The organism is Streptomyces sp. NPDC037203 (genome assembly GCF_055605065.1).
This window is the reverse complement of the sequence record NZ_JBVJUC010000013.1, coordinates 158,181-180,735: the sequence shown is the minus strand read 5'-3', so window position 1 is coordinate 180,735 and position 22,555 is coordinate 158,181. Positions and strand designations below refer to the sequence as shown.

Sequence of the window (22,555 nt, the reverse complement as noted above, 5' to 3'; positions counted from 1 at the left end):
TGGGGTTTGCGCTGGTCTTGGCACTATAGCCGCGCGTTCCCACCGGCGCGTCGAACAGTCCGGGATCGCGGGGGGCACCGACTTTGGGCACCTGCACTCCCAGGCTCATCCTTCGAGCAAGTCGTTCACGTATTCACGCAGCTCCGACGGCAGCTGTTCAAGCTGGATCTCCCGTAGCTGTGCGACCTGCTCACGTTGTACATGGCCAGTCGACATCAACTCGAGGATGGCGTGCAGTTCGGCCTCCAGGGCCGAGTTCTCCGATTCGGCCACCGCGACCGCCGACAACAAAGTCGCCAGCGCCGAAGCCTGAGCCGGCGTGTAAGCGGTCAACCGGTCCGTGATTTCGTCCGCCGCACGCTCGCGTAGCCCCGGCTCGACATCCAGGGCCTTGCGTACCATTTCGACATATTCTCGGGATTCCATGTGTGCAACCTGGTTCATCAATATGGCAGCGGATATCGGGTCGGCCACGGTATGTGCGTGCCATTGGCCGCTGCAGAATTATAGTTTGGGCTGTTCGGGTTGTGAACTTGCCGATGGTACAAGTTCCCCGCATCGTCCTGGTACCTGCCGCCGATCGAGATGCGATAGACATCACCGTTCGCCGCATTCGAGCCTGCTGGGGCAGTACCGTCCCTGTCGTGCACTCGGAGTCGAACAGTGTTTCCCGTATCAGGGTCCTTCCATTTGTATTCGACTCCTTTTTGCGCACCTCCGTTGGGATCTGGCCTGAGAACACGCATCTCAGCGTCGTCGGGGACGATGTCGAGTGGATTGTGATTCCTCAGGTCCCAGCCACCGTCCTCTACACGGGGCGGATAGGGACTCAGCCCATGCGGATCCACCCACGTGTGCGGGTTGGACACATACGCAACAGGATTCGGGGCCGGGGCCAAGCCCATCGGGTCAGGAGTGCTGTAACAGCCGATTTCGGGATCGTAGTGGCGGAAGTAGTTGTAGTGGAGACCGGTTTCGGGGTCGTAGTACTGGCCTGGGAAACGCAGCGGTGTGTACCCCGTGGCGTCGGTGTTCCAGGCCGTTGTTCCCCACAGGGTGCTTCGGGTGCGCCACGCGATCTCACCTTGCTCATCGATCAGCTCACTGGGCGTGCCGACCAGGTCGGTGACGATCGTGAAGAAGCGGGAGTCGATCTCGTTCTGGGAGGCGTCGGCCGCTGTGATGCGTTCCGTCTGGGTCAGGGGGCGCAGGCCCTGGTGGTCCCAGGTGAGGGTGACCCGGTTCGGGAGGGCCGAAGAGGCTGTCGTCTGTTCGCAGAGAGTGGTGCCGTCCCAGGTGAAGGTCACCTTTTCCAAAACGGTCTCGCCGTCGTCGGCCAGGCGTTGTTTGGTGGTGCGGCGGCCCAGGGGGTCGTAGGTGTAGCGCCAGCGAGTGCCGTCCGGGGTGACCACTGAGGTGAGGCGGTCTTCGGCATCCCATTCGTAGCGCCAGGTGTCCGGCTTGCGGGACAGGCGGGTCTTCTGGCGGAGGGTGATGCGGCCCAGGGCGTCGTGTTCGTAGCGGACCTCGCCGGCGCGGAGGACGCGGGTGCCCGCGTACGTGCGGGTGCCTGTCGCCTCGGCGCCCGGATGGGTCGTCGGCCAGGCGGCTTCTGTTTGGTTGCCTGCCTCGTCGTAGGCGTAACGCTCCGTCCAGTTCGCCGCGTGGACCGCCGTCACCCGTCCCGTCGCGTCCAGGTCGAAGCGGCGGGTACCGGACAGGTGGTCCTCGATGCCGATGACATTGCCGTCGGCCCGATAGGTGTACGCCCTGCTCTGCACCAGCCTGCCTCCGGTGCCGGTCACCGACTGGGCGGCCAGGCGGCCCAGGGGGTCGAAGGTGTGGGACACGGTGACCGTTCCGGCTACGCGGCGGGTCAGTTCGCGGCCCGCCGCGTCGTGGGCGAAGTCGATCGTGCGGCCGTTGGTCGTCAGCCGGGCGCGGTTGCCCGCCGCGTCGTACGACCAGGTGGAGACCGCACCCGTCGGGGTCGTACGGCCCGTGCGGCGACCCGAGGAGTCGTAGGCGTGCTTCAGCGTGCGGCCGTCGACCGTCTCGGAGAGCAGGCGGCCGTAGCGGTCGCGCAGCAACATCACGGTCGTGCCGTCCGGACCCGTGGCCTGAGCCAACTGGTCGGTGAAGTCGTACGCGTAGGTGGTGACCTGGCCTGCCGCGTTCTTCGCGGTGATACGGCCCAGGGCGTCGCGTGCGAAGGACGTCACCTCGCCAAGGGCGTTCCGGCGCGAGATCAGGCGGCCGGCGGCGTCATGCTCGTACGTCAGCGTGCGGCCGTCGAAGTCTGTCTCCGTGAGCAGGCGGCCGGCCGGGTCGTATGTGTAGTCCCAGGTCAGGCCCTGGGGGTTGGTGACCTTGGTCGGGCGCAGTTCCGCGTCATGGGTGAACTCGTAGCGCACTCCGTCGGGGCCCGTGCGGGCCGACAGGAGGTCGAAGTGGGTGTACTCGAAGCGGGTGACGCCGCCCAGCGCGTCGGTGTAGGTCGTGCAGTTGCCCTCGCCGTCGTACGTCCACGTCTCCGTCGTGCCGTCGGGGGCCGTACGGCGCGCCAGCCGGCCTTCGACCGTCCACTCCAGGCGGGTCGTCGCACCGGTGGGGTCCGTGATGGCGGTCGGGCGGCCGAAGGCGTCGCGTGTGTAGCGGGTGACCGCGCCCAGCGGGTCGGTGATCTCGACGGGCAGGCCCGCGCGGTCGCAGACCACCCTGGTGGTGTCGCCCAGTGGGTCCGTCACCGACGTCAGGTGGCCTGCCTCGGTGTAGGTGAAGCGGGTCGTCCGGGTCGCCGGGTCCGTCACCGCTGTGCGGTTGCCCCGCTCGTCGTAGGTGAGGCGCTGGATGTTCCCGTCGGTGCCCGTCACCTTCACCGGCAGGCCCAGGGCGTTGTACTCCGCCCTCGCCTCACGGCCGTCCGGGCGGGTGACCGAGGCGAGGTTGCCCTCGTCGTCGTAGCGGAACGTCGTCGTGTTGCCCAGGGGATCGGTGTGGGACAGGAGCCGGTTGTAGCGGTCTCGCGTGAACCGGGTCGCCGCGCCCAGCGGGTCGATCTCCGTGACGACCTGGCTGTTGGCGTCGATCAGGTAGCGGCGGGTGTGGCCCTCGCCGGTCACCGTCGTGGTGACCCGGTGGCCGGTCTCCGGGTCCGTGTCGTCGTAGGAGAGCCGCAGGGCCATGTGGCCGTGGGAGCCGCTCTCCGCGATGCAGCGGTCCCGGTCGTCGTACTCGTAGGTGTAGGAGCGGTCGTTCGTGTCCGTCCAGGACACCACTCGGCCACGCTCGTCGTAGCCGAAGCGCAGCGGCAGGCCCGAGGAGTTGACGACCTCCGTCAGGTGGCCTTCCGGGGAGTAGCCGTAGCGTTTGAGTTCCTGGTCGGTGCCGTCCGGGGCGGCGCCCGCCAGGTGCAGGGCCGTGACCCGCCCACCGGCGGTGGTGATCTTCAGGCGGTGACCGGCCGATGACGTGATCGCCAACGGGGTGCCGTCGGTGTCGTACTCGAAGGTGAGCCAGTTGCCGTTGCGGTCGTCGATCTGTTCCAGGACCGCCCGGTCCGGGGACTGGACGGCGAAGTGCCGGACGCGGCCCGAGCGGGGGTCGGTGATCGTGTAGCCGCCGTCCGTGCGGGCGAGCGGCCAGCGGTTGCTGCCGTGGGTGGGGAGGGTCGGGGCGCCGCCGGGCTCGGGCTGGGCGTAGGTCAGGAGGAGCCCGTCCTCCGTGACGAAGATGACCCCCTCGGCATCGATCGCCAAGTGCTGGTCGATGGTGGACGACCAGGAAGGCCCGAACCAGTGGCCCAGCCTGTATCCGGATTCCACGCGGCGGGTGAAGACGAGAGGGAGGGTGCCGGGCAGGGTGACGTCGGTCTGCGGCAGGTACATCTTGCCGGTGACCAGGTCGACCGGGTCGGTGTTGTCGTCCTCGACCTTGTTCTTCGGGTTCTCCGCCGTGCCCTCCGGATCGTCACCGGCCGCCTGGCGGGCGTCACTCGCCGCCGTCCTCTCCCCCGTACGCAAGTCCGCGCCCAGGCCGTCCAGTTCGGTCGGCAGCGTGCTGGGCAGGCGGACTCCGTCGAAGTCGAACAGCGCGCGGAAGCCCCCCGCGTCACCCGCCGCCCTGGCCACCGCACCGCCGCCGCCCAGCAGCCCCCCGAACTCCATCCCGGACACCGCGGAGTCGCTGACCTCGTCCAGGTTGAAGCCCTTGCTCTCACCCGTGGCCATCGAGACCGGCTGGGTCACCGCCAGGTCCACCGTGACCGACTCGATGCCGCCGATCGCGGCCGTGGCGAGCGTGGTGCCCGCGATCGTCGCCACCTCGCTCGACACGGCCACGCCCAGACTGCTTGCGAGTTCCACGATGCCCGCCGTGGCAGAGGCCGCGGCGGCCTCCGAGATCCCGGCCGTGAAGACGGCCAGCGCCGTGCCCGCGACGATCGTCGCGCCGACGATCTCCAGCTCGTGCTCCAGACGCGTCACCGCGTGATGCACGGCGTCGGCGTACTTGTCGAGCGCCTTCGCCATGTCACGGGCACCGTCGGCCATGTCCTTCAGCCAGCCCTGGCCGTTGTCGTAATAGCGGCGCCAGTACGGGTCGTCGAAGGCGGAGATCGCCTCGCCCTTGTTGTCCTCGATGATGCCGCGGGCCGTCTTGTTGGCCGCGGTCATCACGCCTTCGACGTCATCGGCGAACGACCGCCACGCCTTGGCCGCGTCCCGCAGCCCGCCCTCGTCCGCCGCCGGCCACCACATGCCGGTGACGTCCTGGACGATCTGCTTCGCCTTGTCCGCCGCGCTCACTTGACCGGGTCCCCGCCGTCCACATGGACGCGGCTGAACATCGAGCGGACGAGTTCCTCGTTGTCGATGTGGCCGTCCGCCATGTCACTCATGGCCTCGTGGATGCTGGCCAGCCCCTGGGAGAGGATGGACGCCGCGTGTTCGATCTTCGTCACCAGCGGGCCGTACGCCTTGTGGAACTCGTTGCCCTGCTTGTCGTCGCCCCACGGTGAACCGGCGTCCGCAAGCCCCGACTTGAGCTTCGTCAGCGCCTTGGCCAGATCGTGGCTGTGCGTCTGGAAATGCGGTGCCGTCTTCTTCAGATCATCGATCTTGATGTCGAGGATCTTGCCATCGTCGCCCTGGCCCCCCATGGTGCCGCGCCCTCCCTCGTCGATCCGCTCACTGGCCCGAAGGCCCTTCTGAGCAAGACGAGTTCACCAACGGGAACGACACCAAAGGGAAGGTAAAACTTGCTCAAGACCGCACGAGACCCAGGAAGGACTGCCAGGCGGTGGTCGGGACGGAGAGGGTGGGGGCGGTGGTGGGGGTCTGCTTGGAGTCGCGGATGTGGATGGTGGTGGGGCAGGTGGCGATCTCGACGCACTCGCCGCCGTCGCCGCTGCTGTAGCTCGACTTGTGCCACGAGAGGGCGACTTCGAGGCATTCCCCGCCACCGCCACTGCTGTAGCTGCTCTTGAACCACGTTAGGTTCGACGGCTTTTCGACCTTCATGCCTCTCCCAACAACTTCTCTACGAATGCCACCGACTCGCGCGGTGTCAGGGCCTGGGGACGGCAGGATCCCGCTGCACGGGACGCTCGCCGCGGACTCCCCCGGCTCCTTGCCTTCCGGTTCGTGACGTGCGTGCATGATCAGCTCCGTTCGAGGCCGTACACGAGTGGTGCGGGCATCAGGTACGCGGCGAAGGCGATCTGGCACAGGACCTGCAACACCAGCGGCTGGGGATAACTCGCCCCCACGAGCGGCCACGCGAAGAACACCATCGGGAAGGCCAGCGTCGCCCGGAACGTGGTGACCTCCATCCGCCGGTGAGCCAGGCCCGCGAGGAGGGCGAGGAGCAGCGTCGGTATGCCGGTGATGGCGAGCACGCCCAAGCCGAGCCACATGACGTCGGTGTACGAGTCCTCCTGGGACACGAGGAGCGCGATGACCACCCATGTCACGGCATGCAGGACCACATACGTCAGGACGCATCGCCCGACCCGCTCCAGCACCCGGCGCACGCCGGGACCGGCCTGGGACGCCGTGCCTTGCGTCACCGGCTCAGCCCTGAACCAAGCCCAGGAACGCCCGCCACGCGGTGGTCGGGACGGAGAGGGTGGGGGCGGTGGTGGGGTTCTGCTTGGAGTCGCGGATGTGGATGGTGGTGGGGCAGGTGGCGATCTCGACGCACTCGCCGCCGTCGCCATCGCTGTAGCTTGACTTGCGCCAGGTGAGGGCGACCTCGACGCACTGCCCGCCATCGCCCTGGCTGTAGCTGCTCTTGAACCACATCAGGTCCGACGACTTTTCGACGTTCATGTCTCTCCCAGCAACTTCTCTACGAATGCCACCGACTCGCGCGGTGTCAGGGCCTGGGCACGCAGGAGGCCGTACTTCTCCTCCACCTCTCTGACTGTCGAGCGGTCAGTTACGAGGCGGCTGACCTTGTAGGCGGGCACGTATGCGATCCTGCGCCCTTTCGCCGTCTCGATCAAGGTGAAGTTTCCAGAGAGTGCGGCATGCTCCTCCCGGTCGTACGGCATGACCTGGATCTCCACATTACGCCGTTGGCCGACGAGCAGGATCTGCTCCAACTGGCCGCGCCAGACTGCCAGTCCACCCAGTTGCCTGCGCACGACGGCCTCCTCCATAACGAAGGTCAACGTAGGCGCCGGTTTCCGCCCGAAGATCTCCTGCCGGGCCAGCCGTGCCATCACGCGCTGTTCGACCGTCTCTTCGTCCAGCATCGGCCGCCACATCCTGAACACGGCCCGTGCATACTCCTCGGTCTGGAGCAGGCCCGGCACCGCCTGCACTGCGAACACGTGCAGCGCTACAGCTTGTTTCTCCAGCGCCGCAGCATCCCGAAAATACGTCGGATACTGCGCCTTCTCCATGTCCTCGATGAAGTCGATCAACAACCCGTCTGCGCCCAGCACTCCGTCCACTTGCCGGATGAACTTCGCGTTCGGGATGCGCCTGCCCACCTCGTACGACGTGATCGTCGCGGCGGAGTATCCCGTGCGGTCCCCCAACTCCGCGCGGTCCATGCCCGCTCGGAGGCGCACCCGCTTCAGCACCCGTCCGAAGACGAGCGGAATGCCCGAGCCCGGCGCTTCCTGGCCATCCAGGTCTTCCTGTGCTTCCTCGCTCATGTACACCCCCAATGCCCTCGCGCCGCCCTCGGTCACGGTTGCGCGCGTGTACAGCGGCACCCTGCCCTTGTACAACGCCTGGTGGTCGTGGTGCGGCCGCTGTCCAACGCTACTGAGCGTGCGGGACCGTAACGGCGTGAAATCAGAAATCTCCACCCAGGAATTCACCATGCGCTTCACCTCCACCCCGCGCGGCGCGCGGCTCGCCCGGCGGCTGGTCTCGCTGCGACTGCACGAGTGGGGGCATCCGTACGACGGCAGGGTCAACGAGGCCGTCACGCTGATCGCGGCCGAGTTGGCCGCCAACGCCGTACGGCACGGGCATGTACCCGGCCGTGACTTCCATCTGCGGCTCGCGGCTCAGGACGGGGCCGTACGGCTGGAGGTCTCCGACACCCGGGGCGAGCGGCTGCCCGAGCCTCGGGTGCCGTGCGGGGAGTCCGGGCGGGGGCTGGTCCTGGTGGAGGCGCTCGCGGACAAGTGGGGGGTGGCGCCCCGGCAGCCCGGCAAGACGGTCTGGGCGGAGGTACGGCCGAGTCCCGCCACCGGGCGGTGACGGGACTCGTGATGCCGTACGGTCAGCCCGCGACGGAGACCGAGGGCTCGCCGGACTCGACGCCGTCGTCCTGCATCTTCTCGGCCAGCTTCATGGCCTCCTCGATGAGGGTCTCGACGATCTTGGACTCGGGGACGGTCTTGATGACCTCGCCCTTGACGAAGATCTGCCCCTTGCCGTTGCCGGAGGCGACACCGAGGTCGGCCTCGCGGGCCTCGCCGGGGCCGTTGACGACGCAGCCCATGACGGCGACGCGGAGCGGGACGTCCATGCCGGTGAGGCCCGCGGTGACCTCTTCGGCGAGCTTGTAGACGTCGACCTGGGCGCGGCCGCAGGAGGGGCAGGAGACGATCTCCAGGCCGCGCTGGCGCAGGTTCAGGGACTCCAGGATCTGGATGCCGACCTTGATCTCCTCGACCGGGGGGGCCGAGAGGGAGACGCGGATCGTGTCGCCGATGCCCTCGGAGAGCAGCGCGCCGAAGGCGACGGCCGACTTGATGGTGCCCTGGAAGGCGGGTCCGGCCTCGGTGACGCCGAGGTGGAGGGGGTAGTCGCACTGGGCGGCGAGCTGGCGGTAGGCCTCGATCATCACGACCGGGTCGTTGTGCTTGACCGAGATCTTGATGTCGCGGAAGTCGTGCTCCTCGAAGAGGGAGGCTTCCCACAGGGCGCTCTCGACCAGCGCCTCCGGGGTGGCCTTGCCGTACTTCTGGAGCAGGCGGCGGTCCAGGGAGCCCGCGTTCACGCCGATGCGGATCGGGGTGCCGTGCTCCTTGGCGGCCTGGGCGATCTCCCTGACCTGGTCGTCGAACTTCTTGATGTTGCCGGGGTTCACCCGGACCGCGGCGCAGCCCGCCTCGATGGCGGCGAAGACGTACTTGGGCTGGAAGTGGATGTCGGCGATGACGGGGATCTGGGACTTCTTGGCGATGGTGGCCAGCGCGTCGGCGTCGTCCTGGGTGGGGCAGGCCACCCGGACGATCTGGCAGCCGGAGGCGGTCAGCTCGGCGATCTGCTGGAGGGTGGCGCCGATGTCGGACGTGCGGGTGGTGGTCATGGACTGGACCGAGACGGGCGCGTCTCCGCCGACCGGCACGCTACCGACCTGGATCTGCCGGCTCTTGCGGCGCTCGGCGAGCTTGGTCGGAACGGACGGCATGCCGAGAGAAATCGCAGTCATCTGCTGTGCAACCCCAAGTCGTGGATCAAGATCCGGCCCCGTGCTACGGCGGGCTCCGGCATCCGAGATTACGGCACCGGCGTGTGCGCGGGCACATCCCACCCTGAGAAACCCCCTCTTTGGGGGGCGGCCGGGCGCGGCACGGAAGCGGCCCGGAACCCCAGGGGTTCCGGGCCGCCGTGCAGGCCGTACGGCTAGGAGATCTTGACCGGGTTGACGACGTCCGCGATGAGCACCAGGACGGTGAAGCAGACGAAGATCCCGGCCACCACGTAGGCCACCGGCATCAGCTTGGCCACGTCGAACGGGCCGGGGTCCGGGCGGCGCAGCACGCGGGCCAGGTTGCGCCGCAGCGCCTCCCACAGGGCGCCGGCGATGTGGCCGCCGTCGAGCGGGAGCAGCGGGAGCATGTTGAACAGGAACAGCGAGAGGTTGAACCCGGCGAGCAGCATCACGAACATCGCCACCTGCTGGGAGGCGGGGATGTCCAGGGTGGCGATGTCGCCGGTGATGCGGGCCGCGCCGACGATGCCCATCGGGGAGTCCGGCTGGCGCGGGGCGTTGTCGAACGCGGCGTCCCACAGGGCCGGGATCTTTCCGGGCAGGGCGGCGAGGGAGTCCACGGCGTCGCCGACCCGGTCGGTCATCCAGGTCACGGAGTCGCCGAAGCCCTGCTTCTGGACGCCGGTGGCGGAGCTGAAGCCGAGGAAGCCGGCCTTCACGTACTTGCCCTGCACGTAGGTGCCGCTGGAGTCCTTCGCGGCGACCATGTTGGTGGCGATCTTCGCGTGCAGGGTCAGCTGCCGGCCGTCGCGCTCGACGACGATCGGCACCTGTTTGCCCGCGCTGTCGCGGATCAGGTCGGAGAGGGTGTTCCAGTCCTTGGTGGGCTTGCCGGCGAAGGAGACGATCTTGTCGCGCTTCTGGATGCCGGCGGCCGCGGCCGGGGAGGCGGGGTCGGACTTCTTGCAGCTGTCGCGGTTCTCGCTCTGCGCGATGACGCAGGGCGAGACGGAGGCGACGGTGGTGGTCTGCTGCTGGATGCCGAAGCCCATGAGCACGGTGAAGAACAGGGCGATGGCGAGGATCAGGTTCATGAACGGGCCCGCGAACATGACGATGACGCGCTTCCACGGCTTGCGCGTGTAGAACATGCGCGTCTCGTCGCCGGGCTGGAGCTCCTCGTAGGCCGCCGAGCGGGCGTCCTCGATCATCCCGCGCCAGGGCGAGGTGGAACGGGCGGAGATCCGGCCCGCGTTGTCCGGCGGGAACATGCCGATCATGCGGATGTAGCCGCCGAGCGGGATCGCCTTGATGCCGTACTCGGTGTCGCCCTTCTTGCGCGACCAGACGGTGGGGCCGAAACCGACCATGTACTGCGGGACGCGGATGCCGAAGAGTTTGGCCGTCGACAGATGCCCCAGCTCGTGCCACGCGATCGAGACGAGCAGACCGAACGCGAAGACCAGTATGCCGAGGATGAACATCAAGGTCGTCATGCACGCGCCTCCGCGGTCGCCGTCGTGGCTGTGATCTCACGGGCCCGGATCCGCGCCCAGGTCTCCGCTTCGAGGACGTCCGACACGGTGAGTGAAGTTCCCGATCCCGGCGTGCCGTGTTCCTCGACCACGCGGGTGACGGTCTCCACGATCCCGTTGAAGGGCAGCGCGCCGCTCAGGAAGGCCGCGACGCACTCCTCGTTGGCGGCATTGAACACCGCCGGGGCCGTCCCCGCGAGCTGTCCGACGTGCCGGGCGAGATCCACCGAGGGGAAGGCCTCGTTGTCCAGCGGGAAGAACTCCCAGGTGGAAGCCTTGCTCCAGTCGAAGGCGGGCGCGGCGTCCGGAACCCGTTCGGGCCAGCCGAGGCCGATGGCGATCGGGCCCCGCATGTCGGGCGGCGTGGCCTGGGCGAGGGTCGAGCCGTCGGTGAACTCGACCATCGAGTGGACGTACGACTGCGGGTGCACGACCACCTCGATGCGGTCGAACGGGATGTCGTACAGCAGGTGCGCCTCGATGACCTCCAGGCCCTTGTTGACCAGGGTCGCGGAGTTGACCGTGATCACCGGGCCCATCGCCCAGGTGGGGTGGGCGAGGGCGTCCTGGACGGTGACCTGCGCGAGGTCCGCCTTGGTACGGCCGCGGAAGGGGCCGCCGGAGGCGGTGACGACCAGCTTGCGCACGTCGGCGCGGGTGCCGGCGGCGAGCGCCTGGAAGAGGGCGGCGTGCTCGGAGTCGACCGGGATGATCTGGCCGGGCTTGGCGAGCGCGGTGACCAGCGGGCCGCCGACGATCAGCGACTCCTTGTTGGCGAGCGCGAGGGTGCGGCCCGCCTCCAGGGCGGCGAGGGTCGGCGCGAGGCCGATGGACCCGGTGATGCCGTTCAGCACGGTGTGGCAGTCGGAGGCGGCCAGCTCGGTGGCAGCCCGCGGTCCGGCGAGGATCTCGGGCAGCGGCTCGCCGGGGCCGTACGCGGCGGCGAGCGCCTCGCGCAGGGCCGGTACGGCGTCCTCGCGGGCGACCGCGACGGTGCGCACCCGCAGCCGGTGCGCCTGCTCGGCGAGGAGCGCGACCCGGCCCCCGTTGGCGGACAGCGCGGTGACGCGGAAGCGGCCGGGGTTGCGCAGCACGAGGTCGATGGCCTGGGTGCCGATGGATCCGGTGGAGCCGAGGACCACCACGTCCTTGGGGCCGTCGCCCGCGAGGGGGTCGTAGACGAGGTGGGGGTCGGCGAGGGGTGCCGGACGGGCAGGGCTGTCGGTCATCCCCCCATTGTGGCCGCACGCGGTGACGGCCTGGACAGGGTGTCCCCTCAGGGAGTACGTCCGAATGCGGAGTGAGGGTGAAGATCCTGTGATAACTCTTCATTCCTGCGCTTCGGCGCTCACGCATTTCGCGGACGACATCCTTGGGGGGATCTCTCGATGCGGACCATACGGCTGCGCGCCGCCCTGCCCGCCCTCGCCGGTGCGGCCCTGCTCACCGGCACCCTGCTGAACACTCCGGCCCAGGCCGCCGGGGGTGTGAAGATCCACCATGTCTGGTTCGACAGCCCCGGCTCGGACAACCGCTCGAACACGAGCCTGAACGGCGAATGGGTACAGCTCAAGAACACCGGCGGCTCGGCGGTCTCGCTCAAGGGGTGGGTACTCAAGGACGCCGCCGACCACCGGTACGTCTTCCCGGACGTCAAGATCGGCGCCGGGAAGTACATGAAGATCCACACCGGGTCCGGCAGGGACACCGCGACGGACAGGTACCAGGGCCGCCGCGCCTACGTCTGGAACAACGACAAGGACACGGCGACGCTGACGAAGGCGAGCGGCGCCAGGGTCTGGTCGTGCTCCTGGACGACGCGGGACCCGAGCGACAAGTACTGCTGAGCGGCGCCCGTCAACCACCGTACGGCCTGCGGGCGTTGGCCTGGGTGGAGGGGCCGGGGGCCGCGTCGGCGATCCACGGTCCGTCCTGCGAGGGGTCCACGATCCCCTCCTCCAGCCAGGTGTAGGCGCCGCCGAGGACGCCCTTGACGACCTTGCGGTCGAGATCGTCGGTGTTGGTCCACAGCCGGCCGAACAGCTCCTCGACGCGGACGCGGGCCTGCCGGCAGAAGGCGTCGGCGAGCTGGTACGCCTCCCGGCCGTGCTCGTCGCGGGTGCGCAGCCGCTCCGCCCGCACACAGGCCGCGCTCATCGCGAACAGCTCGGCGCCGATGTCCACGATCCGCCCGAGGAAGCCCTGCTTGGTCTCCATCCGGCCCTGCCAGCGGGACATGCCGTAGAAGGTGGCGCGGGCCAGCCTGCGGGCCGTGCGCTCGACGTAGCGCAGATGGCAGGACAGGTCGACGCCGTGCCGGAACTCGCCGTATGAGGTGGGCAGTTGGCCGGGACCGGCGACGAGCTTCGGCAGCCACCTGGCGTAGAAGACACCGGCCTGCGCACCCGCCTTCGCCTTCTCCGGCAGGGACTTGGCCGGATCGATGAGGTCGCCGGCGACGGCGAGGTGGGCGTCCACGGCCTCGCGGGCGATCAGCAGGTGCATGATCTCCGTGGAGCCCTCGAAGATCCGGTTGATGCGCAGATCGCGCAGCATCTGCTCGGCGGGGACGGCCCGTTCGCCGCGCGCCTTGAGGGAGTCGGCGGTCTCGTAGCCGCGCCCGCCGCGGATCTGGACCAGCTCGTCGGCCATCTTCCAGGCCATCTCGGAGCCGTAGAGCTTGGCGAGGGCGGCCTCGATGCGGATGTCGTTGCGGTCCTCGTCGGCCATCTGGGAGGAGAGGTCGAGCACCGCCTCCAGGGCGAAGGTGGTCGCCGCGATGAAACTGATCTTGGCGCCGACGGCTTCGTGCAGCGCGACGGGCTTGCCCCACTGCTCGCGCTCCGCCGACCATTCACGGGCGATTTTCAGACACCACTTCCCGGCGCCCGCGCACATCGCGGGCAGCGAGAGGCGGCCGGTGTTGAGGGTGGTGAGCGCGATCTTCAGACCCGCGCCCTCGGGGCCGATGCGGTGCGCGGCCGGCACCCGCACCCGGTGGAAGCGGGTCACGCCGTTCTCGATGCCGCGCAGCCCCATGAAGGCGTTGCGGTGCTCGACCGTGACGCCCTCGGAGTCCGCCTCCACGACGAACGCGGTGATGCCGCCCTTGTGCCCCTCGGACTTCGGCACCCGCGCCATGACGACGAGGAGATCGGCGACGACGCCGTTGGTCGTCCACAGCTTGACTCCGTCGAGGACGTACTCGTCCCCGTCCGGCACGGCGGTGGTCGCGAGCCGCGCCGGGTCCGAGCCGACGTCGGGCTCGGTGAGCAGGAAGGCGGAGATGTCGGTACGGGCGCAGCGCGGCAGGAAGGTCCGCTTCTGCTCCGGTGTGCCGAACATCTTCAGCGGCTGGGGCACGCCGATCGACTGGTGCGCGGAGAGCAGGGCGCCGACGGCGGGGCTCACGGAGCCGACCAGGGCAAGGGCCTTGTTGTAGTAGAGCTGGGTGAGGCCGAGACCGCCGTACTCCGGGTCGATCTTCATCCCGAGGGCGCCGAGTTCCTTCAGGCCCGCGACGACCTCGTCGGGGATGCGGGCCTCGCGCTCGATCCGTGCCGAGTCGATCTCCGTCTCGCAGAAGGCGCGCAGCTTGGCCAGGAACTCCTCGCCGCGCCGCACGGACTCCTCCGCGGGCATCGGGTGCGGGTGCACGAGGTCGAGCCGGAAGCGCCCGAGGAACAGCTCCTTGGCGAAGCTGGGCTTGTGCCAGTCCCGGTCCCGCGCGGCCTCCGCGACCTCGCGGGCCTCGCGTTCGGTGACGGTGCTGCGGTGCTCGGTGGGGGCGGACATGGGATCACCTCGCCGCGAGGAGGAACCGGCCGGGGCGGTGCGCCGCCGACCGGTGCTACTGGCTCGTTGGTACCCGAAGTCGAACGTCCCCGCCACCCCTCGCGGGGGCGGGCGGGGCTGTTCGGGTCGGTTCCGGGGGCGCGGGTTTACTAGTGGCAGAGGTCGAGCACGGCACTCGCGTCGTCGGCGGTCACCTTGACGTACCGGTCGATGGCCGCCTGGTCGTTGTCGGTGATCGCGGTGGCGAAGGCGGCGTGGTCGGCGGACTCCTGCTGGATCGCGGACTTGACCGCCGGGTCGGTCGCCGCGTCGGCCGCGGCGGACAGGTCCTGGGCGAGTCGGCTGTTGTCCGCGGCCCATGCCTGGTCGGCGCCGGGGTTCGTGACCGGCGCCGTCGCTCCCCTCTCGTCGCTGGCCTGCTTCGCTTCGTAGTACTGGTCGCAGCCCGCCGGAGACGCGAAGGGGTCGGAGGCGGAGGCGGTGGGCGACGCCGTCAGCTCGGCCGGGAGCGAGAACGAGAACGTCGGGGTCGGCCCCGCGCCGCGCGCGTCCCCCGAGCCCGGCCGGTGGTCCCCGGAGGAGCTGGAGCTGATCGCGTAGCCCAGGCCGCCGACGAGCGCGCAGGCGGCGATCAGGGAGACGACGACCGTGACGAGGGTGCTCATGCCCGCCCCGGCGGCGCTCCCGCCGGTCACGGCGGCGGTGTGCGAGGCCACGGAGCCGAGGGTGGGCGCGTGCGCGGGGGCGGGGCCGGTGTGGGCGGGGGTGCCGGTGGAAGCGGTGCCGGTGGAGGGGGCTCCGCCGGTGTGGGCGGTGCCGGTGCCGGTGCCCCATGAGGCGCCGCCGTCGTGACCGGAGGCGCCGCCCCACGAGGCGCCGCCGTCGTGGGCCGGGAGGCCGGGGGTGGCGGAGGTGCCGGGGTGGGCGGGCGGTCCGAAGCCGTTGCCGGTCATGTACTGGTGGAGGTCGAAGTGGGGCGGGGCGGCAGGGGCGTGGGCTGCGGCGCCGCCGTGGGCCGCCGTACCGCCGTGGGCACCCGCGCCGCCGTGGACGCCCGCGCTGCCGTGGACACCCGGTCCTGCGTCGACTCCGGCGCCACTGTGAGCGCCCGCTCCCCCGTGGGCTCCCGCGCCCGTGGTGGCGTGTGCCGATGCGCCCTCGTCGCCCAGGGAGTACCCGAGCCGCGCCGCCTCGGCCAGCAGGGCCGCGTAGACGACGCGGCGGCCGAGCAGCAGGGCCCGTACCGCCTCCTCGTGCAGGAAGTAGCCCTCGGCCCGCCGGTCGCCCGCGGCGCGGGCGGCGACCCAGCCGCGGCCGAGCAGCCTGCCCCACACGCCCAGCCGCAGCGAACGGGCCAGTCCGGGCGAGGAGACCCGTACGAGCCGTACCGCCAGCTCCGGGCGCCCGGCCGCCTCGGCCAGTTCGGCCACCCGCTCCAGCACCTGCCCCGAGGCCGCGAGGTCCAGCGGCGTGGTCTCGCGGAGCGATCCCCACCGCACGAAGTGCTCGCACAGCCGCTCGGCCGGGAACGGCGCGGGAAAGCGCCCGCGCAGCACCGGCACCGTGTCGGCGACGGAGCCGTACCCCTGCTCCCCGGCACGCGCCAGTCCCAGGCGCACCAGGCGGTCGCACACCGCCTCCGGTTCCGGTACGTCCGTCAGCGCGCCGATGTGCGCGGCCGGGACCTCGGCGCCGTCGAGCGTGGCCAGCAGCCGCAGCACCCCCATGGCCGGCGCGTCTCCCGCCAGCCGGTCGAGCAGGGCGGGGAGCAGCTCGGTGATCTGGCCCGCGCGCGGGAGCCTGCCGCCGTCGGAACGCGCGAGCGCGGCGGCCCGCAGCAGTGGGAGCGGCAGGCCGTTCGCGGCCCGCCACAGGTCGCCGGCCGCCTCCCGGTCCGCCTCCGGGACCGGGCCGCCCAACTCCCGTGCCAGCAGCTCCAGTCCGGCGGTCCGCGACAGGCCGCGCAGTTCGAGCGCGGTGCCCTCGCTCCACAACGACCGCTCGGCAGCGGCGAAGACGAACGAAGCCTGGGGCGCGGTGTCCATCAGCTCCAGCAGCTGATCGGAGGTGAGCCCGGCGTCGTCGACGTACACCGTCACCCGCACGCCGGTCATCAGCCGTTGAAGCTCGGCCCGTGTGGGCGCGTATCCGGGGGCTTCGTAGCAGGCCTCGAAGACCTCCTGGGCGAGGTCCTCGACGCCGCGGTGGGCGCCGCCCAGGAAGACCACGCCGTCCGGGCCGGGCGGCAGCCGTCGCGCGGCGTGCCGCAACAGGGTGGTCTTGCCGGTACCGGGCGGCCCCCACAGCTGCACCGGGCCGCCGGCGCGCACGGCCGCCTCCAGCGCCCGCGTCTCCTCCTCCCGGCCCAACGGCTCCGGCCGACTCCGGGGCAGCACGGCGGCGCGCGGCCGGCGCCGGGGGCGCGGGCGTTCGGGACCCACCAGCACGGTCACCCGCGAGCCGTGCTGGGCGTCGACGACCACGTTGTGGTTGCCCGCGATCACCGGCCCGGTCGCGCTGCCGCCGATGTCGATCCGGTGTGCCGCCCGCGCGGCGTCGTGGTCATCGGGCGTCGGGACGCTGTCGTCCGCATCCGGCATGGTTCCCCCGTTCCGTTCGGCTGCCCGCCACCGTAGTGGCCCGCGGGGCGCCGGAAACCGTCCTGTGACGGTTTCGCTCCCCGACGGCCGTCCGGACGACGGAAACGGCCGCAGCCCCCGCACAGTGGGCTGCGGCCGTTCCGGTTTCCGACCTGTCCGTGGCAGGTCAGCTCTGGGTGACCCGTCGGCAGGTCAGAGGGCGAGGCCCGTCAGGACGAGGACGCGCTCGTAGGTGTAGTCCTCCATCGCGGAGCGGACGCCCTCGCGGCCGACGCCGGACTGCTTGGCGCCGCCGTAGGGCATCTGGTCGGCGCGGTAGGAGGGGACGTCGCCGATGACCACGCCGCCGACCTCCAGGGCGCGGTGGGCGCGGAAGGCGGCCTGGAGGTCGTGGGTGAACACGCCTGCCTGGAGGCCGTACTTGGAGTCGTTGACCGCGGCGAACGCCTCGGCCTCGCCGTTCACCTTCTGCACGCTGAGGACCGGTCCGAAGACCTCCTCGCGGGCGAGGGTGACGTCCGAGGGCAGGTCGGTGAGGACGGTCGGCGCGTACGAGGCGCCGTCGCGGTCGCCGCCGGTGAGCAGCGAGGCGCCCGCCTCGACGGCCTCCTTGACCCAGGACTCCACGCGCTTGGCGGCGTCCTCGCTGACCAGCGGGCCGACATCGGTCTTGGGGTCGCTCGGGTCGCCGGTGGCCTGGGCCTCGACGGCGGCCACGATGCGCGGCAGCAGCCGGTCGTACACCGGGGCGTCCACGATCACGCGCTGCACGGAGATGCAGGACTGGCCGCCCTGGTAGTTGGAGAAGGTCGCGATGCGGTTCGCGGCCCAGTCCAGGTCGGCGTCCGAGGAGAAGTCGCCGAGGACGACGGCCGCGCCGTTGCCGCCCAGCTCCAGCGTGCAGTGCTTGCGCGGCACCGAGTCCATGATCGCGTAGCCGACCTTCTCGGAACCGGTGAAGGAGATGACCGGCAGGCGCTCGTCCTGGACCAGGGCGGGCATCTTCTCGTTGGCGACCGGCAGGATCGACCAGGAGCCGGCCGGCAGGTCGGTCTCGGCGAGCAGCTCGCCGATGACCAGGCCGGACAGCGGGGTGGCCGGGGCCGGCTTGAGGATGATCGGGGCGCCGGCCGCGATCGCCGGGGCGACCTTGTGGGCGCACAGGTTCAGCGGGAAGTTGAACGGCGCGATGCCGAGCACGACGCCCTTCGGGAAGCGCCTCACCAGGGCGAGCCGGCCCTCGCCGCCGCCGTCGGTGTCGAGGCGCTGGGCCTCGCCGCCGTTGAACCGGCGGGCCTCCTCGGCGGCCCAGCGGAACACCGAGGCGGCACGGCCGACCTCACCGCGGGCCCACTTGATGGGCTTGCCGTTCTCGGCGGAGATCAGCCGGCCGATCTCCTCGGTGCGCTCGGTCAGGCGCTTGGCCACGTGGTCGAGGGCGGCGGCCCGTACGTGCGCGGGGGTGGCGGCGAACTCGTCCCGGACGGCGTACGCGGCGGCCACGGCCTCCTCGACCTGGGCGTCGGTCGGCACGCTGACGGTGCCGACGAGCCGGCCGTCCCACGACGAGGTGACGTCGAAGGTGGTGTCGCCGGTGACCTGGCGGCCGGCGAGCCAGAAGGCGTGGGTGGAAGTCATGTGCGATTCCCGGCCTTTCCGCGTTTGGGGGAGTCCTTGGCTTTCGTGCTCCACGGTAGGGCGGCGGGGGCCGGGGGTCGCTTGTCCGTGCCGTAGCAGTAGCTGCTGCAGCCACTACTGATTGGACTACTACTGGTCGGTCGAGGTGGCCTTGAGTGCGAGCCACAGCTCCATGCGGACATCGGGGTCGTCCAGGGAGCGCCCGAGGATCTCCTCGACCCGGCGCATCCGGTAGCGCAGGGTGTGCCGGTGCACGCCCAGGTCGGCGGCGGCCGCGTCCCACTGGCCGTGCCGGGAGAGCCAGGCGCGCAGGGAGGCCACCAGGTCGCCGCGGCCGGTGGCGTCGTGCTCGTACAGCGCGCGCAGCAGCCCGTCGGCGAACGCCTTCACCGCGTCGTCGGCGAGCAGCGGCAGCACGGAGCCGGCGGCCAGTTGCTCGTGCTCGACCAGGACCCGGCCGCGGCGCCGGGCCACCGACAGGGACTGCTCGGCCTGCTTGTAGGCGGCCGCGGCGGCGATCGGGCCGGCCGGCGCGGACAGCCCCACGACGAATTCGTCCTCGTCCGCGGCCGTGTGCTCGGTGCTGGTGCGGGCCGACTCCAGCTCCGCCGCGCGGGCGGCGCAGGCGGCCACCGCCGCGCCGCCGTCCGCGGCCAGTACGACGAGCCGCTCGCCCTCCGGCACCACCAGCACCGCCTCGCCGGAGCGCGCGGCGGCGGCCTCCAGGGTCTCCGCGAGGGTGCCGAGCCGGTCGCCGCCGGTTCCGCGCGCGGCGGGCACGGTCTCGGCGACGATCATGCGGAACGGCGCGTCCAGCAGCCTGCCGTACAGGTCGCCGGCGACGGCGCGGGCGTGGTCGGGTTCCCCGGCGAGCAGCATGCGCAGGACGGCCGTGCCGATGCGCTGTTCGGCGGCGTGCAGGGAGCGGGAGCGCTCGGTGGTGAGGGTGAGCAGGGCGATGGCGGAGTGCACGGCGTACCGCTCGGCGGTGCCCGGTGCGGCGGCGGTGCCCACGGCGAGGGCGGCGCGGGGGCGGCGGCCGGTGCCCAGGGAGTGCAGCTCGACGCGGTCCTCGTGCTCGGGGCCGCCGACCACGGAGGAGGCGGGGGCGGGCCGCTCCCGGAGCCGTTCCACCTCGCCGGTGAGGCGGGCGGCGCGGCGGCCGGCCCAGTCGGGGGCGGCGGCGACGACGGTGCCGGAGGCGTCGTAGAGCGCGGCCCAGCCGTCGACCTGCGCGGCGAGGGCGGTGAGCAGGCCCTCGGGGCCGGAGTTCAGGGCCTGCTTGGTCAGCTCGCGCTGGGCGGCGAAGCCGGCGGTGACGGCGCGGTACTGGTCGGCGGCGATGGCGGCGGAGACGGCCTTGCTGATGGCGAGGAAGGGGGTGCGGCGGGGGACTTCGAGGAGCGGGAGGGGTTCGCCCGCGCAGGCGTCGACGAGGGCCTTCGGGATCTCCTCGTAGTTCACCCCGACGGCGAAGCCGAGCCCGACGACGCCGGCGCCGGCGAGGCGGTGCACGTACCGGCGCATGGCCTCCGGGTCCTCCGCGTCCAGTTTGAGCGCGGTGATCAGGAGGAGTTCGCCGCCCTCCATGTACGGCACGGGGTCGGCGAGCTCGCTGACGTGCGCCCAGCGCACGGGCACGTCGAGGTGGTCGGCGCCGGCCCGGACGGTCAGCTTCAGCGCCGAGTGGTGGACGAGTGAGGCGAGCGTCGGGGGCATGGTGCCTTCACGGTGACGGGGATCTGTCTTGGCCGCCGCGTACCAACGACCGCCCCCGATTCTGCCTCACCGTACGATCCCGTGCCGCCCCCTTCACCCCCTCGGCTCAGCCCCTCAAATCCACCAGCAGCGGCGGCGCGTGCTCCCCCCGCACACTGGTCAACGACAACACGGCGTGCCCGGCGGGAACCCCGTGCGCCAACTCGGAGGCGGACCAGCGTTCGCGTTCTACTTGGCGGACGGTGACGGCGCGGGCGGTGGGCGCCTTGCCGGTGATGACCCGGCGCACCATGTGGACGGCCTTGCCGGCCGGGGTCTCGGCGATGATCTGCCGGTCGGTGACGTCCCGCGTCTCCGTCCACTCTTTGCCCCACACCTCGGCGAAGTCCTGCCCGTCCCAGGGGGTGAGCCCGGACAACGCCATCCGGCAGCCGACGGTGCCGAGCAGCGGTCCGCGCAGCGGCCGGGGCACGTCGTCCAGGGTGCGCAGGGTGAGCACCGCGCCGGCGTTCGCCGACCGCAGCCGCTGGATGCCGCGCACGGCCTCCGGGGTGACGACACCGGTGGCGTCGTCCAGGATCAGGCAGGCGAACAGCGACCGGTCCTCGCGGACCGCCACGGCGGCCGTGAACTGGGCGAGCACCAGCCGCGCCAGAATCCGGGAGGCGTCGGCGTGGCCCCGCTGGGGCAGGTCGATGCGCACCCGGACCGGGTGGTCGAGCGCCTTGAGCGAGAACGGCCGGGTGCTCCCGGAGGTGTCGAAGAAGGAGGCGAAGGCGGCCCGGTCGAGCAGGGCGATCCGGTCGGCGAGCACGCTGCCGATGTCGCCGGGGTGGGCCATCTGCCGCTCCCTGGCATCCAGTTCGCGCAGCAGCGACTCGTGGCTGGTGCCCGTCAGCGCCTTGCGCAGGGCATTCAGCGGGCCGGGCCCGCCGTCGAGGAGTCCGCGCAGCTCGGGCACGGAGGGGAACCGGCCGTGGACGGCGCGGAAGGGGCCGAGCAGTTGCGCGAGGATGGTGGTGGAGCGGCGGCTGTCGCTGCCCGGATGCGGGTCGGCCAGGTCGCCGACGAGGGCCTCGGCCAGTATGACGGCGGCTTCGTCGGGGTCGGTCGTGCCGCCGTACAGGTCGAGGTCGTAGGCGGAATCCGGCTGGCCGATGCGGATCACGACGTCGTACGCCTCCGCCGGGCCGAGTCCCGCGCCGACCGCGCCGACGACCACGACCGAGGCGCGGCCCGCGAGGGCGTGCAGGCACAGCGACTCGGCCAGCGGCCGAATCAGGGTGCCGGTCTTGCCGGAGCCGGCCGGGCCGACGGCCAGCAGGGAGGTGCCGAGCAGGTCGGGGCCGAGACCCAGGCCGGTGCCGCGGTAGTGGTAGGGGTTGCGGGGGTCGTCGGCGGTGGCGCCGAGCCGGACCTGGCCGGTGAGCAGGTCGTGGCTCGCCTGGCGGACGGGCAAGTCGCGCTGGCCGGAGGGGTGCGCGCAGGCGGCGGCGCCGTCCTTCACCACGGCTCCGGTGAACGCGGCCAGGCTGTGCCGCCCCGACCGCACCGCCTGCCAGGCCCGGTCGATCCGGGCGTGGTCCACGTCCCGCATCAGCCCGGCCTTCGCCTCCCGCGCCAGCCGCTCGGCAGCCTCCTGCGCCCCGGCGGCACGGAGGTGGGGGTACTCGGCGGGGTCGTGGTCGGGGGCGGGCGGGCGCTCGGACACCGGCAGCGCGGGCCGCCAGGCGGGCGGACCGTACCGGCGCCAGACCTCGCCCCAGCGACCGAGGCGGCCGACGACGATCAGGAGGACGGCGACGACGAGGACGGAGTAGCCGTCCCACAGGATGGCCTGCGCGACCGCGCTGTCGCTGTTCTGCCAGGAGTCCGGAGCGAGCAAGCGGACCGGCAGCACCCACCAGCTGCCGAGATAGCCGTGTGACAGCAGGGACCACACGAGCCAGGCCACGAGGAAGGCGATCAGCGCGCCGCCGATCAGCTGGTGGCCGGGGGTCCGCTCGGGCTCCTGCCGGGGGCGGCTGCGGTGCCCGAGCCGCCAGACTCCGGGCGGGGCCTCGGGGCGTGGCGTACGCAGCCAGGTCAGGAAGGCCGTGCCGTCGGGCCTCGGCGGTGCCCCCGGTGGTGTCGTCGGTCTAGGTGGCAGTGCTGTCTTGTCCAAGGGGCGGGTGGGGTGGGGTAGGGGGCCGGGTTGGGTTTTGCGAGTGTTGTGGGTTTCGTCGTCGTGCATCCGCCCTGCCCCCTGACCAGCCGTTCCGTCCACCGTCAGCGAGCAATCTAGTGCCTGCGGAGGGGAGTTAGGGGGTTGCGGGGCCGGGTGGGGCGCGGAGAGGTCCGTACGGTCGTACGCTCGCTATGTCC

The 22,555-nt window shown here is 71.2% G+C and carries 17 protein-coding genes; 2 read left to right on the top strand and 15 right to left on the bottom strand.

What is annotated here, in order from left to right; all coding sequences use genetic code 11:
• Nucleotides 1–105: 105 nt before the first annotated feature.
• From ACZ7EC_RS29110 to ACZ7EC_RS29080, 7 genes are all read right to left on the bottom strand, one after another.
• A complete protein-coding gene (locus ACZ7EC_RS29110) occupies nucleotides 106–474 on the bottom strand; it encodes a hypothetical protein (RefSeq protein ID WP_471067190.1) in 369 nt (122 codons plus the stop codon).
• On the bottom strand, nucleotides 444–4,805 hold the full coding sequence (locus ACZ7EC_RS29105; RefSeq protein ID WP_471067188.1) for a polymorphic toxin type 30 domain-containing protein: 4,362 nt from the start codon (nucleotides 4,803–4,805) through the stop codon (nucleotides 444–446). The genes ACZ7EC_RS29110 and ACZ7EC_RS29105 overlap by 31 nt, the downstream gene beginning before the upstream one ends.
• Complete coding sequence (locus tag ACZ7EC_RS29100; protein WP_471067186.1) at nucleotides 4,802–5,158, bottom strand: WXG100 family type VII secretion target; 357 nt, start codon at nucleotides 5,156–5,158, stop codon at nucleotides 4,802–4,804. Before ACZ7EC_RS29100 ends, ACZ7EC_RS29105 begins: the two co-directional genes overlap by 4 nt.
• Before the next feature lie 103 nt (nucleotides 5,159–5,261).
• Nucleotides 5,262–5,519 carry a DUF397 domain-containing protein gene (locus tag ACZ7EC_RS29095; protein ID WP_471067184.1) on the bottom strand — a complete coding sequence of 86 codons (258 nt, stop codon included), beginning with the start codon at nucleotides 5,517–5,519 and terminating at the stop codon, nucleotides 5,262–5,264.
• Nucleotides 5,520–5,659: 140 nt separating this feature from the next.
• Complete coding sequence (locus ACZ7EC_RS29090; protein ID WP_471067183.1) at nucleotides 5,660–6,067, bottom strand: hypothetical protein; 408 nt, start codon at nucleotides 6,065–6,067, stop codon at nucleotides 5,660–5,662.
• 4 nt (nucleotides 6,068–6,071) lie between these two features.
• Nucleotides 6,072–6,329 (bottom strand): DUF397 domain-containing protein, encoded by a 258-nt coding sequence (locus ACZ7EC_RS29085; protein WP_471067181.1) that lies wholly within the window; start codon nucleotides 6,327–6,329, stop codon nucleotides 6,072–6,074.
• Complete coding sequence (locus ACZ7EC_RS29080; protein WP_471067260.1) at nucleotides 6,326–7,165, bottom strand: helix-turn-helix domain-containing protein; 840 nt, start codon at nucleotides 7,163–7,165, stop codon at nucleotides 6,326–6,328. Before ACZ7EC_RS29080 ends, ACZ7EC_RS29085 begins: the two co-directional genes overlap by 4 nt.
• A 169-nt stretch (nucleotides 7,166–7,334) precedes the next feature.
• Here ACZ7EC_RS29080 and ACZ7EC_RS29075 point away from each other — a divergent pair, with 169 nt between their 5' ends.
• Nucleotides 7,335–7,721, top strand: a complete 387-nt coding sequence (locus tag ACZ7EC_RS29075; protein WP_471067179.1) for an ATP-binding protein — start codon at nucleotides 7,335–7,337, stop codon at nucleotides 7,719–7,721.
• 22 nt (nucleotides 7,722–7,743) lie between these two features.
• On the opposite strand, the gene ispG is transcribed toward ACZ7EC_RS29075, so the two are convergent.
• The 3 genes from ispG to dxr form a co-directional block, all read right to left on the bottom strand.
• Complete coding sequence (ispG, locus tag ACZ7EC_RS29070; protein ID WP_471067178.1) at nucleotides 7,744–8,901, bottom strand: flavodoxin-dependent (E)-4-hydroxy-3-methylbut-2-enyl-diphosphate synthase; 1,158 nt, start codon at nucleotides 8,899–8,901, stop codon at nucleotides 7,744–7,746.
• 194 nt (nucleotides 8,902–9,095) lie between these two features.
• Nucleotides 9,096–10,400 (bottom strand): M50 family metallopeptidase, encoded by a 1,305-nt coding sequence (locus ACZ7EC_RS29065; RefSeq protein ID WP_471067177.1) that lies wholly within the window; start codon nucleotides 10,398–10,400, stop codon nucleotides 9,096–9,098.
• Complete coding sequence (gene dxr, locus ACZ7EC_RS29060) at nucleotides 10,397–11,668, bottom strand: 1-deoxy-D-xylulose-5-phosphate reductoisomerase (RefSeq protein ID WP_471067176.1); 1,272 nt, start codon at nucleotides 11,666–11,668, stop codon at nucleotides 10,397–10,399. Before dxr ends, ACZ7EC_RS29065 begins: the two co-directional genes overlap by 4 nt.
• 159 nt (nucleotides 11,669–11,827) lie before the next feature.
• Here dxr and ACZ7EC_RS29055 point away from each other — a divergent pair, with 159 nt between their 5' ends.
• Nucleotides 11,828–12,286, top strand: a complete 459-nt coding sequence (locus ACZ7EC_RS29055) for a lamin tail domain-containing protein (protein ID WP_471067174.1) — start codon at nucleotides 11,828–11,830, stop codon at nucleotides 12,284–12,286.
• Between the two features lie 10 nt (nucleotides 12,287–12,296).
• Here ACZ7EC_RS29055 and ACZ7EC_RS29050 read toward each other — a convergent pair whose 3' ends face one another.
• The 5 genes from ACZ7EC_RS29050 to ACZ7EC_RS29030 form a co-directional block, all read right to left on the bottom strand.
• Nucleotides 12,297–14,234 carry an acyl-CoA dehydrogenase family protein gene (locus tag ACZ7EC_RS29050; protein ID WP_471067172.1) on the bottom strand — a complete coding sequence of 646 codons (1,938 nt, stop codon included), beginning with the start codon at nucleotides 14,232–14,234 and terminating at the stop codon, nucleotides 12,297–12,299.
• Nucleotides 14,235–14,383: 149 nt separating this feature from the next.
• Nucleotides 14,384–16,834 carry an ATP-binding protein gene (locus ACZ7EC_RS29045; RefSeq protein WP_471067171.1) on the bottom strand — a complete coding sequence of 817 codons (2,451 nt, stop codon included), beginning with the start codon at nucleotides 16,832–16,834 and terminating at the stop codon, nucleotides 14,384–14,386.
• 192 nt (nucleotides 16,835–17,026) lie between these two features.
• On the bottom strand, nucleotides 17,027–18,472 hold the full coding sequence (locus ACZ7EC_RS29040; protein ID WP_471067169.1) for an aldehyde dehydrogenase family protein: 1,446 nt from the start codon (nucleotides 18,470–18,472) through the stop codon (nucleotides 17,027–17,029).
• Between the two features lie 129 nt (nucleotides 18,473–18,601).
• Nucleotides 18,602–20,191, bottom strand: coding sequence for a PucR family transcriptional regulator (locus ACZ7EC_RS29035; RefSeq protein WP_471067167.1), 1,590 nt, complete (start codon nucleotides 20,189–20,191; stop codon nucleotides 18,602–18,604).
• Nucleotides 20,192–20,297: 106 nt separating this feature from the next.
• Nucleotides 20,298–22,424, bottom strand: coding sequence for a type IV secretory system conjugative DNA transfer family protein (locus ACZ7EC_RS29030; protein WP_471067165.1), 2,127 nt, complete (start codon nucleotides 22,422–22,424; stop codon nucleotides 20,298–20,300).
• Nucleotides 22,425–22,555: the final 131 nt, after the last annotated feature.